Source organism: Lacimicrobium sp. SS2-24 (assembly GCF_002201535.1).
In the GTDB taxonomy this organism is placed as follows: domain Bacteria; phylum Pseudomonadota; class Gammaproteobacteria; order Enterobacterales; family Alteromonadaceae; genus Lacimicrobium.
This window is the reverse complement of record NZ_NIWW01000004.1, coordinates 190033-205767: the sequence shown is the minus strand read 5'-3', so window position 1 is coordinate 205767 and position 15735 is coordinate 190033. Positions and strand designations below refer to the sequence as shown.

The following is a 15735-nucleotide window of genomic DNA, read 5'->3' as shown; positions in this document are numbered from 1 at the left end:
AGGTTGCGGTTTGACAGAAAGATATCAAGTTCACCCCAGTATAGAGGCGCTTTATCAGCAGCCTTCATCTGATCTTGTGCAATGCTTGTTACCTGATACGCCGGTTTTTCTGCGGCCAGGTTGGTTTGAAATCTATGAACGTTATGCAGGCCAACAAGGCGACACGAGGGTGTTGTCATGTAAGACGTCAGCAGGGATGCAATACGCGTTTTTCAAGCAGATGGAACGCGACTACGGGTTATTTAGCATCCGACATCTTAATAGTATGAGTAATTATTACTCACCAATGTTTGATGTCTTTTGTGTTGGAGATATCCGTGCTGACTATAGCCAGCTGGTCAGAGAATCTCTCACCTGGTTTAAAAAATTCGACACGATTACGCTCTTTCCATTGACGATTCAACAGGCCGATGCATGGCGAGTAGCTTTTGATGAGGCCGGATTCAGTTCGCATATTTATGATTTTTCGGTGAACTGGTTTCATGATGATATCGCTGATACTGATTCATTTTGGGCAAGCCGCTCCAGCAGGTTAAAAAACACGATTAAGAGAAAGCGCCGCAAAATGGAAAAGGCCGGCGATTTTTCGTTTCTGGTGACTGATTGTAGCGATAATGACATTGAAAAATTGCTGGCAGATTATCATCAGGTGTATAACAGTAGTTGGAAGCATAGTGAAGCGAGCCCTGACTTCATAGATCACTTATGTCGCTATCAGTATGAAAAGGGCGAGCTCAGAATCGGCATTGCATATCATCAGAGTAAGCCAATAGCAGCGCAATTATGGTTTGTGAATGGCAAAACCGCTTATATCTATAAACTGGCCTATGATGAGGACTATTCAAAGTTCAGTGCAGGTACCGTTCTATCAGCAGAATTGTTCAACTATGTTATTGCTCAGGATAAAGTGGCAAAAATCGATTTCCTGACAGGGGCTGACAATTACAAACAAGACTGGATGAGCGCCTCTCAAAAGCTGTATGGCTTGCAGGTAAGCAACAGTTTAAGGCCTGCGGGTCTGGTATATACCTTATATAATCAGTTGTCTGCTTTTAAAAAGAGTATTTCCTCTCGCGGATAGCATTCTCTGTGCAAGGTTAATGTGTAAAGATCTGAAAGTTTGTGCACAAGTTCTTACCTGTAATTGGCGTAAATATGTACAGTCGACGAGATTCTTCGTATACACTAGCCAGTGTAAAGGCTTAATTTCAGCCTGCTAATTTTTTGCATGGAAGTATAACTATGTTTGGCTTGGGAATGTCCCTGGCGGGTAAATTGCTCGGAAGAGGGAAGCTATCCATCCTCGTATACCATCAGGTATTGGAAAAGCCTGATCCTCTGAGACCTGACTTACCCACTACACAAACATTTGAAAAGCAAATGGCCTTACTGGCTCGCTATTTTACCCCTGTCTCTTTGGACAGAGCTGTTGCTGATCTTAAAGCTAATCGCATATTGCCCAATGCAGTATGTGTCACCTTTGATGATGGTTATCTGAACAACCTGACAGTGGCCCAGCCGATTTTGGAAAAATATGCCATCCCGGCTACCGTCTATGTGGCCACGGGCTTCAGCGAAGGCGTTAATATGTGGAATGATAGAGTCATTCACCTCTTTAGCGATCCACAACGTAAGAGTCTATTGCTCAATGGCGAAAACGTAGTTCTGAGTGATTTCACGCAACGGCGAACACTGGCCGAAACATGGTTGAAAAAACTAAAGTACCTCCCGGTTGAGACAAGGTTGTCGATAATTAATGGGTTTTATCAGGAAAACAACGTAAGTGAACAAGCCCCCCTGATGATGAATCCTGAGCAGATTAGGCAGCTTTCCGATCGGGGCGTTAATATTGGCGCACATACTGTCAATCACCCCATCCTAAAAATATTGCCTCAGGAAGAACAATTTCAGGAAATATCGAGAAGTAAGTCACAGTTACAAAACTGGACGGGGAAAGACGTCAGACATTTTGCTTATCCAAACGGGATGTTGGGGAAAGATTTGGATGAGAATACCGTTAAGTTAGTTCAGCAGGCAGATTTCGATTCCGCTGTTATTACAAATTGGGGAACCTCTAATCACCATACATCGCCTTGGTTGCTCAGGCGTTTTACGCCTTGGGACAGAGAGCCATCAAGGTTTATGGGACGTCTTGTACTTAATCAGATTTGGGGTTATGAATGAGTTCACTGCTTCAGAAATTGATCAATAACTATCATGAGTTTGGCTTCTTGGTAGGCTCCGGCTACCTTATCCATTTTGTTTTGAGTAAGTTAAGTACTCAATCCGGTTTCTATATCTATCACTTTTATCAACAGAGTTTGAAACGAGAAGAACAAAAAAGAGCCCATGCTTTTAATTTTGAATGGACTGAGCGGTTCAGCTCTATGTTAATGACGCTTCCCCGGCCGGATGAAAAACTTAAAAAGCGATTTGATGGAAATGTGCGATGTCTTATGGCTACGAAAGATGATCAACTCGCATCATGTGCCTGGTTTGCTAACACGTCATTCGATGAAGACGAGGTGAATTATCGGGTCTTGCTTGCTCCAGATCAGGTATGGGATTTTGATGTTTACGTTGTTCCGAAATATCGATTGGGCCGGCTTTTTTTCTACACCTGGCAGCGAGCATCCAACGACTTACTCACCCTTGGTTACCAGACAACCCTGAGTCGCATCTCTGCCTATAATCTCGCATCGGTGACAACACATGAAAAACTTGGGGCTAAGCGCCTTGGTACAGTTGTCTTTCTGAAAATCCGGAGTTTTCAAATTACATTCGCGACGCGAAAGCCTTATCTGGCTATAAGTATTGGTGAGAAAGGGAAGCCTTTTTTCGATTTCAGCGACTCGCTTTTGCCTTCATGAATTTGTCTGGTCACTTTATTCCTTCATCAGCAGGTAGAGTACTGCTTACCCTGAGTGGCACCTTGCCAGCCAGACGAGCAGTTTTATGCCTGCCGCCGCTGTTCGAGGAAATGAATCTCGCAAGGGCTGTGATGGCAAAGCAGGCGCAATACTTCGCTACTCAGGGATTGCCTGTTTGTACGCTTGATTACTATGGTACGGGTGACAGCGAAGGGGATATTAATCAGGCCAACACGGATATCTGGCTGGAGGACATCCTTACTGCAGGGCAGTGGTTACTGTCCCGGGACGTTGAACAGATTAGCTTATGGGGTGTGCGTTTTGGTGCTCTGATGCAACTGCATTTTCAGCAGCAGTTACATCAGGCGCTACCCATAAACAGCCAATTACTGTGGAAGCCGGTAACCAGCGGTAAGTTGCTTGTCAGTCAGTTTCTTCGTCTGAAACAAGCCAGTAGTATGATGAAGGGCAGTGCCGAGAAAGTGGACTGGCGGCAACGGATAAAAGAAGGTGGAACCGTTGAAGTGGCGGGCTACCCCGTTAATGAAACCCTGCTGGCTTCTATTGAACAGCTTAAAGCAGAGGCGGATGCTCAGTCTCCGGTCACCTGGCTGGAACTTGGCACCGACAAACTCACCCCGGTAATAGAACGAATAACCGCCGACTGGCTAGAGCCAAATCTGAAATTGCAGACCTTTCCTTGCCCGGCATTCTGGCAGAACCCCGAAACCTTCGATGTGCCGGACTTGTATCCGGTGAGTCTAAAAGGAGTGCAGGGATAATGGAAAAGGCTATCAGTTTTGAGCTTCATGGACAGTGTCTTTTGGGGATAGTCCATCAGCCACTAAATTGTCATTCAGCGGGGGTGCTGATTGTCGTAGGTGGGCCTCAATATCGGGTGGGTAGTCATCGTCAGTTTGTGCAGCTCTCCAGAGGGCTGGCCACGCAGGGCATTGCGTCTATGCGTTTTGATTACCGGGGCATGGGGGATAGTGAAGGACAAAAACAGCCCTTTGAAGCAGTTTGTGATGACATTAAATCTGCCATTGATGCTTTCTGCGCTGAAACTGGCCTGTCTCAGCTAGTGATTTGGGGACTGTGCGATGCGGCCTCTGCAGCAATGATTTACGCCCATAAAGACAATAGGGTTAAGGGGTTGGTATTGCTGAATCCCTGGCTCAGAAGTGAAGCGGCAATGGGTAAAACCATGGTCAGACACTATTATTTGCAACGGTTGTTATCAAAGGATTTCTGGAAGAAACTGCTTGGCGGGAAGATAAACCTTGGGGGCAGTCTTAAAGACGCCAAAGGTTTTGTGCAGGACTCTATGGCCACAGACAATCAGATGCAGGGCAGCTATCAGCAGCGCATGCAGTCTGGCATTGAGAAATTTCATGGAAAAATCTGTCTGGTGTTAAGCGGAGTGGATCTCACCGCCAGGGAATTTGAGCAGCAGGTGATAGGCAACATGGCCTGGTCAGCCGTAAACAATGAGCAATGCGAGATTCACCGACTTGAACAAGCTGACCATACTTTTTCGGCGTCAGAGTTTAAACGAGAGTTGGAAAAGCTTACCTACAGTTTTGTTTGTAGCAAGTTGGACAAGAACTAATTATTATCTTCGGAAAACGCATCTGACAGCCGTATAAAAAGGACTCCTTCATGCTGTTTAACTCACCGGAATTTTTATTTGCCTTCCTCCCTCTGACATTATTGGCCTTTTTCATCTGTGCCAGGCGCTGGGGAAATGAGGCAGCAATAGGTGTACTGGTTGTTTGCTCTTTGTTCTTTTATTCATGGTGGAATCCGGTCTACCTGCTTTTACTGCTTTTCTCCATGGTGTTTAACTTTAAGTTGGGCCAGCGGCTGGGGAGTTCTGGCAGTAAATCCATACTGATACTAGGCGTTGCGATGAACCTGGCGTTAATTGCTTACTATAAGTACGCCGGTTTTATTGTTTTTAATATCAATGCCACATTGGATACGTCTTGGGATCTGGGGCAAATACTATTACCTCTGGCGATTTCGTTTTTTACCTTCCAGCAAATTGCTTACCTTGTGGACTCCTATAAGGGGATTACCAGAGAGTATTCGTTTATTCACTATGCGCTCTTTGTGTGTTTCTTCCCTCAACTGATTGCGGGTCCTATCGTTCATCATAAGGAAATGCTTCCACAGTTTATGCGTAGTGAGCGTTATCGCTTTGATGTGAACCATTTTGTTGTTGGGATAAGTATCTTCGCTATTGGCTTGTTCAAGAAGACTGTGCTTGCGGATGGCGTTGCTGTGTATGCTAACCCTGTTTTTGCTCAGGTGGATGCGGGACAGACAGTGGATTTCTTTACGGCATGGGGCGGCGCGCTGGCCTATACCTTCCAATTATATTTTGATTTTTCTGGCTATTCAGACATGGCTATTGGCCTGGCTAGGATGTTCGGCATCATATTACCTCTCAATTTTTATTCGCCTTATAAATCGGCAAGTATTTCCGAGTTTTGGCGGCGCTGGCATATTACCTTGTCACGTTTTCTCAGAGACTATATCTATATACCTCTTGGCGGGAACCGCAAGGGTGAAACGAAACGCTACACCAACCTGTTTATTACCATGCTTCTAGGTGGTTTGTGGCACGGAGCAGGCTGGAACTTTGTGATTTGGGGCGCGTTACACGGGTTCTATCTTGCCATCAACCATGGCTGGCAGCGAGTGACAGCTAATTTGGCTGAAGGAGTCCGGAAGGAGGGCCTTTATATTTTTATTTCCTGGTTGGTAACGATGCTTTGTGTTGTGGTGGGATGGGTATTTTTCAGAGCGGTAACCCTGGATGGCGCCACGGGTATGCTGCAAAGCATGGCAGGTATGAATGGAATCGCTGTACCCAACGGTATAGCGGTCAGATTGGGGCTAACTGATCTGTTCAATTCGCTTGGTATTTCAACACCTAATGGTGGAGGCGAAATCTTTATGAAAACCTGGCTTTGGAACGCGGTGTTACTTTTTGCAGTGGTGTTGCTGCCTAATGTTCAGGATCTATTTGCCCGTTACCAGGGCTCGTTAAGTTCATTGTGTTATGCCAGAGCCGCAACGTTTTGGCCACTGATATCTGCCACAGAAGGAAAAGGCTTCAGAGTAACCTGGTATTGGGCTGTCGCAACTGGAGCAATGGCTGCGCTGGCAGTACTGACTCTCTCGCAGGTCAGTGAATTTTTGTACTTCCAGTTCTAAGGACTATCAATGAGGTTTATTCTGATTTTTGCGCTTTCGTTCTCATGTGTTTTAGCCTCAATAGGGCTAATTAATTGGGTCGTTGATCCTTTCGGAATGTATTGGTCGCCGGTTTATCAGGGTATCAATGCGACTAAGCCTGAGGCCGGAAATCGCTCTAGGATTTCTAAAGCTTATCGCAGTGTTCAGGCGGCACCGCAGGTGTTGCTGCTAGGAAACTCCAGAATTGAGATGGGAATCGATCCTAAACATGAGTTGTTTGAGTCGGGGCGGGTTTACAATTTGGGGATGCCGGGTGCGAGTTTGGCGATGCAGCTGGACTACGGGCTGAATGTTATTCATGCAAACAACTCGGTAAAAGAAGTGATTCTCAGTGTGGACTTCCTGGATTTTCTGTCGACGAAATCGTCCCACGCTCAATCTTCCGCTAAGGCTGACTATAACAGCCGTTTACCTTATCTGCGTTCGGAGAATAGCGAACAGACTCAATGGTTTATGCTGAAGGAAAAGATGGCAATGACCCTATCTCTGGATGCACTCTCAGCAACCATCAGAACCCTTTTTTCGCAGGATTCGGAGGTCAGCAGCATAACCTCTATGGGATTCAATACGGCTCAAGAGTATCGGCAGATTGTAAAGTTGGAGGGAGTGATTCCTTTATTTAATCAAAAACTGGATGAAATAGAACAGCGGCTCAACAAGGATAATCTTGTATTCGAGCCCGAGCAGGGCGATTCGGGAGAATTTTCGAAGCTGCGTACTTTTATAAGTACTCTGAATAATGCTGATATCCGTCTGACTATTTTTACCAGCCCTTATCATTACTCGTACCTTCAGGTGTTGGCAGAAAAAGGTTACTGGCAGGACTTTATGAGGTGGAAAACTTACCTTGCAGCTTTGAATAACCATGCCGAATCAATAGAGCTCTGGGATTTCAGTGGGTTTAGTCAGTACACGCTTGAGCCGGTGCCCGTATCCACCCCACATCAGGAAATGGAGTTCTATTGGGAGCCCGCCCACTACAAATCAGATGTGGGGGATTTAATATTACGGCGCATGAAATCGGGCGAGCCAGATAACTTTGGTCATCGCTTGAACGAACATACTATCGAGACAATAATCCGGGAAAATAACGAAGGGTTGCTCCAATCACAGGCGCAATGGGATAAACTGAAATCAGGACTTGGCAGATAGCCCATACCCCGAGCAGGTATGGGTTTGATCAAATGGTGTTAGGTTTACAGACGATACCGGATGCCCGCTCTGGCCTGACGACCCGGGTCGATAAAGCCTACCGATTGCTGGAAGTTTTTATCCAGAAGGTTATCCAGACTCAGGCTAAAGCTAAGGTTGTTGCTCAGGTGCCAGCGGGCCGCTAAGGCCACTTCGGTGTAACCGCTCAGCAGGATTTCACCGGTGGGTATGGAACTGTCGTAGAAATCGCCACGGGAGTCGGCAGAGAGCGTGATGTTAATGCTGTCCCGCTGTGCAACAAGCTGAATACCGCCTGACCATTTCGGGCGTCTACGCAGATGGCTGACGCTATCTTTAACATCAATATCCAGATAGGCAAAATCCAGGCTGACACTGAGCCACTCGTTCAGTTGCCCACTGCCTCGCCATTCGACTCCGGATGTGTGCACTTCGGAGCGATTAACATTGGTAAACAGCTCGGCATCGAAATCCACCAGATCTTCAAACTGGTTATAAAACTTGGATAGCTCAGTCAGAAACCACTTGTAACCTTTTTTGCTATTCGTGGCATGCTGCAGGGTTGAGTCTAATTTTGTGGTTTTTCTCGGATATTGTTTAGAGCAAATGATATATCTGCAGCACTTTCTTACCTGAATTCTATGGCTACCAACCTTACACACCAGCGGTCTTCTTTTGGGCTCTGGCCTTTCATTATATTGGGAGGGGCCATATTCTTACATTACGCTCCTCCAAGACAAGTCGAGATACTCATGGAATGGTGCAAGGTACGGCCAGTATGGCCGCAATCTGGCGCGTTACTGGGTTTGCTACATGTGTTGTTTTCGCTATCGAGTGGTGAAGCGGTTTTTTTATTTCCAGTTCTGAGTAATGTGCAAGTTAAAAAGCGAAAGCGAAATTTATTTGAGCTGACCTAGGGTATTCCGTTGTTAATATTTCTATAAAAAATAAACTCAATCTCTGTTAACTGATCATTACCATAGATCGCCGCGTTCATGACACTAAATGCACCATCAGACCAAGCTCTACCTTTTGAGAGTTCTTTTTGCTGTTCCAGATGTTCAGTTAATGTATTGGAAAAATGTTGAGTGAAAGTGCTAGCGCAAGCAGGTAATCCATCAATCTTAATCCGTAATTGTAAGTCTGGTGTTACTGGTATCCCTTCAATATCATTATCAATGCATCTTGAGTCCGTCAGGCTTGGAAGATTCAAATGGCTGACTATGGTTCCGGATATACCTTTAAAGCTGTCTTTTATTCTTAAGCTTCCCTTTTCATCCATCATAAAGGAGCGAGTAACACGACCGGTCACTACCTTGTCTGAGAAATACGCAGGGCTTAAATCAAGCACTACTGTGGCGGGAAACTGGTGATCAAACTGGATTAAGTTACTGCGATGGTGTTTGCCACTTCTTCGGTTTGTTTCAAGCCAGTCCTGTACTGATATCACAGCGCTACCATGAGGCATAGAAAGGTTTTGAGTACCGTCTTCAACGCGTTGCTTGAATCTATGTGTGGGCTGATAATTAGTGTCGGCTGTGGATAGATTGATCAGGTTCTTTGAGTTGCTACGAATACCGTAATAGAGGCGGTTTTTTTTAAGAACGCCATTATAGAACGCACCATCCACTGCAATCGGTTCGCCGTCGGAAAAGTAAGTAAAGTGACCTGCGTCTGCATGCTGGTGATGACTAAATTGCTGGCCACCATTTATAAGCACAAAAGTGTCTTCAGAGCCCCATCCCGTTCTTAAAATGATCTGATTAAAGTAGGCTTCGCCGAATATCTCGTTGTTAGGAAGCCAGCCATCGAAAACACTTAACCCCTTATTTTTCGTAGGCAAGAACTCTACGCTGGGGTCGTATACAAATGGAATTAGCCAGTAATAACTTGGATGGTAGCTAGCTCTGCCATGCCGTTGTTGAATATAATCCGCGAAGGTCGCTGTCTCAGGGGAGCGGGTGATTTTTGCCAATAAGTCGATGACCTTTTTACTCTCATCTTTGAGGTCGACACGACTACCCTCATCGCCGGTTGGCTGTATTTGTCCATCTGGCCGCGTCATATATATGTGCCAGAGCGCGTTGCGTTTAGCGAGTCTAAGTAATCTCGACTTATAGAGTGAATCTTCGCCACTTCTGAGGTAGGTCTGAACGGCAAGGAAAAAAGTTAAACCTCTGTTCTGGATCCAGTAGTTGTATCCTCCGGGCCAGCCCTCTGTCAGTTCCAGAGCTTGCACACTCTGGTCAAAGTGATAGAAAGCTCTATCAAGTAACTCTTTCGGCTCAGACAAGCTAGCTGCAACCAAGAATGATTCGGCACCAATTGAAAAGCGTCCATGCCATAGTGATGCGCTGCCGCCATCGAGCACCTCCAGACACTGTTTTAGTGACTTAGTGAGTTTCTCTTCTAGCAATCGGTAATCTCGTTCAGGAGCAAGATGTTTCATTTGATCTAAGGCCAGTGCTAGTTGCCAGGAGCGGTTCCGATTGCCCGCCGCAGTGCAGGGGACTATTTGTTGACGCTCAGCGATCTGTTTTAATCTGTTCAACGTGTTCGCATCTTTACGAAATGCAAGGCAGGCAAGCACATTTTTCAGGTTTTGTTTGTCACAAAAGGAGTCGGGGGCTCTGTTGAAACTGCTGAGATAGTGCTCTACTTTGGCGTCTGTCGAGGCTTCCAATAGTTTGGGACTTTGCTTTGTGAGAGACGTCGAAATCCTTTTCGGTGCGGTACTCAAAGCGTGTTCTGCCTGAATAAATGGCGGTTTTCCTTTGCCCAGGAAAATTGCGCCAAAGCCTAGCGAGATAGCAATTAACCAGGAAAGCAGAGATACTAGAACAAGCTCTGAATTGCGCATAAACCATTAAAAAACTGAAACCAGATGATAGCTTACACGCAGAGGTTATTAATGAGAATAGCGGAAGTTCGCCCACAAACATGGACAGAAGCGATGGCGATGGGTATTGGACTTATTTTTCTGCTACTGGCGCTCTACGGTATTGTCTATTTCCCGATATTCAACGAAGCCATATTGGTTTTTTCTGCTTTGTATTTACTTGTACTCCAGAGATACCCTTTGAGTTGGCTTCTGGTCTTTCCCATTGTCGGGATAAGCCTGGACCTGACGCAGTCTAGTGGTCGGTTTCTGATCTCTGAGTGGGACTTTCTTATCTGGCTGACCATCGGTTGGTTTTGGTTTCGAAGAGATGTCCACTTTCCATCTTGGGGCGTCCATAGGTGGGCATGGATGTTAGCCGGTGCATATATCGCCTTGTCAGCCTGGCAGTCTCATATCTGGCAGCTGCTCTCATATATTGACAGTTCGCAATGGCACAATCCGTACTACCTTGAAGTATATGGTGCCAAATTGGCAAAAAGCCTACTGTGGGCAGCACTCCTTTTACCGGTTGTTTTGCAGCAACGGAACACACAGCAGGCGTTTTCGCACTGGCTTGTTACTGGCGTTGCAGCAGCCTGTTTTGTAATGTTTATCACTATTCTCTGGGAGAGAGGTGTGCTTTCGGTGTTGTTTAACCAGGGCTTCGGCTACGGGTTTATCAATACCCTTCTAGATTCAAGCAGCTCTTACAGAACCACCGGGTTATTCAGTGAGATGCATACCGGCGGGGAAGTCATTGATGGTGTTATTGTTCTCTCGTTGCCGATTGTGCTTTGGGGACTGACGTTAAAATCAGGTTTATTAAAGGCATTGTCAGCAGGTGCTTTGATATGTCTGCTTTATGTTACCTTCGTTGGTTTTACCCGAACGACTTACGTTGCTGTTTTCTTGAGTATCATCTTATTTCTGTCACTCTACCTGAAAAACAGCTGCTTTTTTACCCGCGAAAATCTAAAACCTTGGTTGATGCCAGCGCTTTTGTTTCTAATGACCCTGTTCATGGCGATCCAGGTAACCGGTAATGTAGGCATCGCCATTCTTATGATGACACTACTCGGTGCGGCAATGGTGATGCTGTTAACTGATAGCTTTTGGGTAAAGCGGTTGCTTTTGGCACTCGGCATCGGTTTTGCCATCTATCAGTTAATAATCAATCATTTCAATCACAAGTGGATAGAGGTAGAGGCTAGTAGCATAGCAATACTCACTGCGGCTTGTGTGCTAGTGCCGGTGTCAACGCTACTGCTGGCAGAACGTCTACGACGTCTGCCTGCAAAGCAATTATTTATTGCGATCATAGTGCTGGGTCCGGCGTTGGTGCTGACCAAGCAGATGTTTGGCGGTTATCAGATGGGGAGTCGACTGGAAAATATAAGCGAAGATCTCAACACCCGTTTTTCTCATTGGAGTCGGGTGCTAGCGAGCGGCGATCAGAGTGCAAAAACATTGATTTTCGGCAATGGCGTTGGAAGTTTTCCGCGAAACTATTTGCTACACAACCCTGAATCCCTCAAAGAAACAGGCAGTTTTGACATTCAGCGCTCCGCTGGTGGTGGTGTTATGTTACTTGGTGGCGGACATGATATGGCTGTTGCACAGCGCGTCGCGATTCATCCAGGGACTCAACTGCGTGTCACTGCCAGAATTCACAACCCAGAGAACGCTAGGCTGGGTGTATATCTGTGTGAGCGCAATGTCATATTCGCGAGTAACACGGCGAGGCAGTGTAGTGGTGCGTATTTTACCAATTCGGAGAGTCCCCAACTCAACTCAGAGCCTTCCGAGCTTAGCTTAACGTTAACCTCTGGCAATGTAGGGAAGGGGACAATCTTCACAAGCTGGCCTGCTTTCTTTCATGTTAAGAATTACTCTGCAGGAACCGTTGTTAAGATTCATGAATTGCAACTGTGGTTAGAAGGCCAGCCACTGTTGCACAATGCTGAATTCGCTCAGGGCAGTGATCACTGGTTCTTTTACAATGATTTTGTGCATTTACCATGGCATATTAAAAATACTTATCTTCAATGGTATTACGACCAAGGAATTGCCGGATTACTGTTGCTTTTATCAATGTTTGGGGTTGCGCTGATAAAGGCCTACCGGGAAACCCCAACAGCGTCCGCAGCTATTTTTTCTGGCATTGTTGGAGTGGCGATTGTGGGGGTATTTGGCACACCATTAGACTCGGCGAGAGTGTCATTGCTTTTTTATTTAGGTTTACTAAGCCTCATTTTTATCGGAAAAGCTGAAACAGACACCAAACATGAACAATAATGGGCCTGAGTCAGCGTTTGTTTTTTTAAAGTAAAATTTCAGCCACATGGGGATGACCGAGAAAGTCCTGCGGGCTGGCCGTCGCACCATAGGCCCCGGACTGATAGACCACAAACCAGTCACCCACTTCAGGCTGAGGTAACCAGACTCTGTCGGCCAGGGAATCCAGCGGCGTGCATAAAGGACCGGCCACATTGACCTGTGTGTTGGCTTCCTGACCCAGCTTATTTGCTAGCGCCACCGGGTAGTTTTTACGGATTACCTGACCAAAGTTACCCGAATTGGACAGGTGATGATGTAATCCGCCGTTGGTCATTACAAAGGTCTGCCCCCGAGAGGTTTTGATATCAGTGACTTTACAGGCATAGACACCGGCCTCTGCAACCAGGTAGCGACCCAATTCCATGACCAGCTCGGTTTGCTTTAAGTCTATGGAGGTCTCTGCCAACAAGGATTTTAGGTTTTCACCAATTGGCATCAGATCAAGACGACGTTCACCGGCGAAGTAGGGGATGCCGAAACCTCCGCCAAGGTTGATTGATTTTACCGGTACCGGACACAACCCAACCAGCTTTTCGGCCAGCGCAAAGGTTTGGGTGTGAGCTTCGATCAGTGCTTCGGGTTTGAGATTCTGCGAACCACAGAAAATATGAAAACCCTGAAAATCGATTTCACTATAATCAAGGTTTGGTAGTAGCTCAGTCAGGCGTTCTTCGTCTATACCAAATTGTTTAGCCCCTCCGGCCATTTTCATACCTGAAGCTTTTAACTCAAAGGCCGGGTTAACTCTGAAAGCAATGCGTGGGAGTTTATTGAGCAATTGTCCCGCTTGAATGGCCCGCTCCAGTTCCAGCTCTGATTCAATATTCAGGGTCACACCGGCGATAATGGCCGCGCGAATTTCCTGCTCGCCTTTGGCCGGCCCGGCAAAACTGATTTCTTCTGCAGGCATGCTGGTCTGCAGAGCAATTAACAACTCTTTTTGTGAGGCTACATCCAGACCATCCACCAAAGGCGCGACATACTGAACCAGCGCAGGCAAAGGGTTGGCCTTGATAGCAAAATGCAATTTTATTGGCGTAGGGGCATACTGCCGGAATTTGGCGATTTGCGCGGCGATGACTGCTTTGTCGTAGGCGTAGAAGACCTGTTTATCCAATAATGTGGCGATCTGATCCAGAGTTTTTCCGCCAATCAGCAACTGATCTGTCTGATGATCGAACTGGTCCATTATCTGATGTGTCACTGCGGGTTTATTCATGGGAGTAGTTTTCCTTTGCCTGTTGTGCCAGTAATGCCCTGTCTACCTTACCATTGGGGTTTCTGGGCAGGCTTTCCCGAATTTCCAGATATTTGGGGTGCATAAAGTTAGGCAGATTTTTCTTACATTTTGTCAGTAGTGAGCCTTCGTCCATAGACTCTGGTTGTTTAAGGGCCACGAAAACGACGATGGCCTGCCCCAATTCAGGGTCGGCCACTGAGGTTGCAATCACCTCTGCCACCTCATCACTGGCCTGATAGCAGGCCTCTTCGATTTCGGAAGGGCTGACGCGATAGCCCGACGTTTTAATCATTTCATCCTTGCGTCCGACAAAATACAAAAAGCCGTCACTGTCTTTTTTGACTGTATCACCTGAGTAGACTGACATTTCAGTTAGCACCAGGCCGTTTACAGGTTTAGGGACTGGCTTAAAACGTTCTGCCGTTTTTTCCGGTGCATTCCAGTATCCGAGGCTGACATGAGGCCCCCGATGCACCAGTTCACCGGGCTCTTCCGGCTCACACTCAGTGCCATCGGGGCGCACGACCATGACTTCTGCATTGGGGATGGCTTTGCCCATGGAACCGGGCTTCTTCTCAATAAGTTCTGGCGGTAAGTAAGTACTTCGGAAGGCTTCGGTCAGTCCGTACATAAGATAGGGGCTGGCATTGGGAAAGGTGTGGCGCAGCTTTTCAAGTGTCACGCCGGGCATGACGCCACCGGAGTTGGTGAAATAACGTAATTTTTTTCCGGTTTCTTCAGGCCAGTTGGCTTTGAGCAATTGTTGCCACAGAGGTGGTACTGCCGCCAATCCGCTAACACTGTAACGCTCGACGGCTTTGACCACATCGTTCGGCAATAAGAAATCCATCAATACTGCAGTGGCCCCCACAAAGAACGCAGTGGTTAACTGGCTCAACCCGTAGTCAAAGCTCAGTGGTAGCAGAGCAAGAATGACATCTTCCTGACAATTTTCCAGGTAGCTGGAAACGCTGTGAGCGCCACACACCAGGTTACGGTGAGAAAGCACCACGCCTTTTGGCTTACCGGTACTGCCTGAAGTGTACAAAATGGCTGCCATGTCCTGATCCGTAACAGGGGGTGACGGTGTGGTATCTTCTGTCAGGGCGTTGAATAGGTGCAGTGTTGCCTGTCCCTGCCAGTTCTCGGGCAACTTGTCGGTAAGGATGATGTGCTCCAGCGCCTGGCAGTCATCAAGCACTTCCGCGAGGATTTTTAGTCTGTCGGAGCTGGTTACCAGTATTTTAACATCACAGTCATTAAGAATGTGCTGTACCTGTGGTGCCTTGAGTACCGGATTAATTGGGACAAATACACCACCTGCTGCACTGGTACCAAACAAGCTGAATACATTTCCCGGCGTTTTGGGCAAAAACACACCCACCCGGTCGTGGCGAGTCAGGCCAAGTCCTGCAATACCCGCAGCAAAACGGTTCGTTTCATGGTTCAGCTGAAGGTAACTGAAGTCCTGTTGCTTAAAGCGCAGGGCACATTTTTGCGGAACACGGATCGCATTAATGCTGACAAGATGATGAAAAAACGTGACCATATCTGAATAATCCCTCTTCATACAGGTAAAGCGGTTTCTAAAACCGTGAAATAATGGAACAATAAACCGGTTAAATAGGCCCTGGTAACCATACAGGATGAAAAGTTAGCATACAGGTAGTTTAGCCATGAATGTAGCCGCTCTTGTTAAAGATATTTTGGTTGAAGTGTTGCAGATGCCTGCAGATACCGAATTTGAAAGTGATACGCCGCTGCTGGGCGCCATCCCGGAGTTTGATTCTATGGCAGTGGTGTCTGTACTGACCGCCATTGAAGAAAACCTGGGTATCGTGGTGGATGATGATGAAATCAGTGCCGAGACCTTTGAGACATTTGGCAGTTTGTGCCGTTTTGTGGAAGAAAAAGTTTAGCGTGTTGACATGCATTGCCTGCCAAGGTCGAGCGAAAAGGTAACCGAAATC

Annotated in this window: 13 protein-coding genes; 9 read left to right on the top strand and 4 right to left on the bottom strand. The window is 46.7% G+C overall.

Annotated elements, in window-relative coordinates; all coding sequences use genetic code 11:
* Positions 1–10: 10 nt before the first annotated feature.
* From CCY32_RS09220 to CCY32_RS09190, 7 genes are all read left to right on the top strand, one after another.
* Positions 11–1081, top strand: coding sequence for a GNAT family N-acetyltransferase (locus CCY32_RS09220; protein ID WP_088330322.1), 1071 nt, complete (start codon positions 11–13; stop codon positions 1079–1081).
* A gap of 161 nt (positions 1082–1242) precedes the next feature.
* Positions 1243–2184, top strand: coding sequence for a polysaccharide deacetylase family protein (locus CCY32_RS09215; protein ID WP_088330321.1), 942 nt, complete (start codon positions 1243–1245; stop codon positions 2182–2184).
* Complete coding sequence (locus CCY32_RS09210; protein ID WP_088330320.1) at positions 2181–2870, top strand: hypothetical protein; 690 nt, start codon at positions 2181–2183, stop codon at positions 2868–2870. Before CCY32_RS09215 ends, CCY32_RS09210 begins: the two co-directional genes overlap by 4 nt.
* Positions 2867–3652 carry a hypothetical protein gene (locus CCY32_RS09205; RefSeq protein WP_168171467.1) on the top strand — a complete coding sequence of 262 codons (786 nt, stop codon included), beginning with the start codon at positions 2867–2869 and terminating at the stop codon, positions 3650–3652. The genes CCY32_RS09210 and CCY32_RS09205 overlap by 4 nt, the downstream gene beginning before the upstream one ends.
* Positions 3652–4482 carry a hydrolase 1, exosortase A system-associated gene (locus CCY32_RS09200; RefSeq protein WP_088330318.1) on the top strand — a complete coding sequence of 277 codons (831 nt, stop codon included), beginning with the start codon at positions 3652–3654 and terminating at the stop codon, positions 4480–4482. Before CCY32_RS09205 ends, CCY32_RS09200 begins: the two co-directional genes overlap by 1 nt.
* 50 nt (positions 4483–4532) lie before the next feature.
* Positions 4533–6095, top strand: a complete 1563-nt coding sequence (locus CCY32_RS09195; RefSeq protein ID WP_088330317.1) for an MBOAT family protein — start codon at positions 4533–4535, stop codon at positions 6093–6095.
* 9 nt (positions 6096–6104) lie between these two features.
* Positions 6105–7289: a hypothetical protein gene (locus CCY32_RS09190; protein ID WP_088330316.1), complete on the top strand. Its 1185-nt coding sequence runs from the start codon at positions 6105–6107 to the stop codon at positions 7287–7289.
* 44 nt (positions 7290–7333) lie between these two features.
* On the opposite strand, the gene CCY32_RS09185 is transcribed toward CCY32_RS09190, so the two are convergent.
* Together CCY32_RS09185 and CCY32_RS09180 are read right to left on the bottom strand one after the other, a co-directional pair.
* Positions 7334–7969 (bottom strand): TonB-dependent receptor, encoded by a 636-nt coding sequence (locus tag CCY32_RS09185; protein ID WP_168171466.1) that lies wholly within the window; start codon positions 7967–7969, stop codon positions 7334–7336.
* A gap of 251 nt (positions 7970–8220) precedes the next feature.
* Complete coding sequence (locus CCY32_RS09180; RefSeq protein ID WP_088330314.1) at positions 8221–10167, bottom strand: hypothetical protein; 1947 nt, start codon at positions 10165–10167, stop codon at positions 8221–8223.
* Between the two features lie 51 nt (positions 10168–10218).
* Between CCY32_RS09180 and CCY32_RS09175 the strand changes: the two genes are divergently transcribed.
* Positions 10219–12483, top strand: coding sequence for a hypothetical protein (locus CCY32_RS09175; protein WP_141096210.1), 2265 nt, complete (start codon positions 10219–10221; stop codon positions 12481–12483).
* A gap of 25 nt (positions 12484–12508) precedes the next feature.
* Here CCY32_RS09175 and CCY32_RS09170 read toward each other — a convergent pair whose 3' ends face one another.
* Both CCY32_RS09170 and CCY32_RS09165 read right to left on the bottom strand, forming a co-directional pair.
* Positions 12509–13744 (bottom strand): pyridoxal-dependent decarboxylase, exosortase A system-associated, encoded by a 1236-nt coding sequence (locus tag CCY32_RS09170; protein WP_088330312.1) that lies wholly within the window; start codon positions 13742–13744, stop codon positions 12509–12511.
* Positions 13737–15314 (bottom strand): acyl-CoA ligase (AMP-forming), exosortase A system-associated, encoded by a 1578-nt coding sequence (locus CCY32_RS09165; RefSeq protein WP_088330311.1) that lies wholly within the window; start codon positions 15312–15314, stop codon positions 13737–13739. Before CCY32_RS09165 ends, CCY32_RS09170 begins: the two co-directional genes overlap by 8 nt.
* 127 nt (positions 15315–15441) lie before the next feature.
* On the opposite strand from CCY32_RS09165, the gene CCY32_RS09160 reads away from it, so the two are divergent.
* Entirely contained in the window at positions 15442–15684 is a 243-nt protein-coding gene (locus CCY32_RS09160) for a phosphopantetheine-binding protein (protein WP_088330310.1), read from the top strand.
* Positions 15685–15735 lie beyond the last annotated feature (51 nt).

What these genes read in the sequence shown, in the direction of transcription:
- CCY32_RS09215 (WP_088330321.1), top strand. Translation starts at nt 1,243, where the DNA reads ATGTTTGGCTTGGGAATGTCCCTGGCGGGTAAATTGCTCGGAAGAGGG.
- CCY32_RS09210 (WP_088330320.1), top strand. Translation starts at nt 2,181, where the DNA reads ATGAGTTCACTGCTTCAGAAATTGATCAATAACTATCATGAGTTTGGC.
- CCY32_RS09205 (WP_168171467.1), top strand. Translation starts at nt 2,867, where the DNA reads ATGAATTTGTCTGGTCACTTTATTCCTTCATCAGCAGGTAGAGTACTG.
- CCY32_RS09200 (WP_088330318.1), top strand. Translation starts at nt 3,652, where the DNA reads ATGGAAAAGGCTATCAGTTTTGAGCTTCATGGACAGTGTCTTTTGGGG.
- CCY32_RS09195 (WP_088330317.1), top strand. Translation starts at nt 4,533, where the DNA reads ATGCTGTTTAACTCACCGGAATTTTTATTTGCCTTCCTCCCTCTGACA.
- CCY32_RS09190 (WP_088330316.1), top strand. Translation starts at nt 6,105, where the DNA reads ATGAGGTTTATTCTGATTTTTGCGCTTTCGTTCTCATGTGTTTTAGCC.
- CCY32_RS09180 (WP_088330314.1), bottom strand. Translation starts at nt 10,167, where the DNA reads ATGCGCAATTCAGAGCTTGTTCTAGTATCTCTGCTTTCCTGGTTAATT.
- CCY32_RS09175 (WP_141096210.1), top strand. Translation starts at nt 10,219, where the DNA reads ATGAGAATAGCGGAAGTTCGCCCACAAACATGGACAGAAGCGATGGCG.
- CCY32_RS09170 (WP_088330312.1), bottom strand. Translation starts at nt 13,744, where the DNA reads ATGAATAAACCCGCAGTGACACATCAGATAATGGACCAGTTCGATCAT.
- CCY32_RS09165 (WP_088330311.1), bottom strand. Translation starts at nt 15,314, where the DNA reads ATGGTCACGTTTTTTCATCATCTTGTCAGCATTAATGCGATCCGTGTT.
- CCY32_RS09160 (WP_088330310.1), top strand. Translation starts at nt 15,442, where the DNA reads ATGAATGTAGCCGCTCTTGTTAAAGATATTTTGGTTGAAGTGTTGCAG.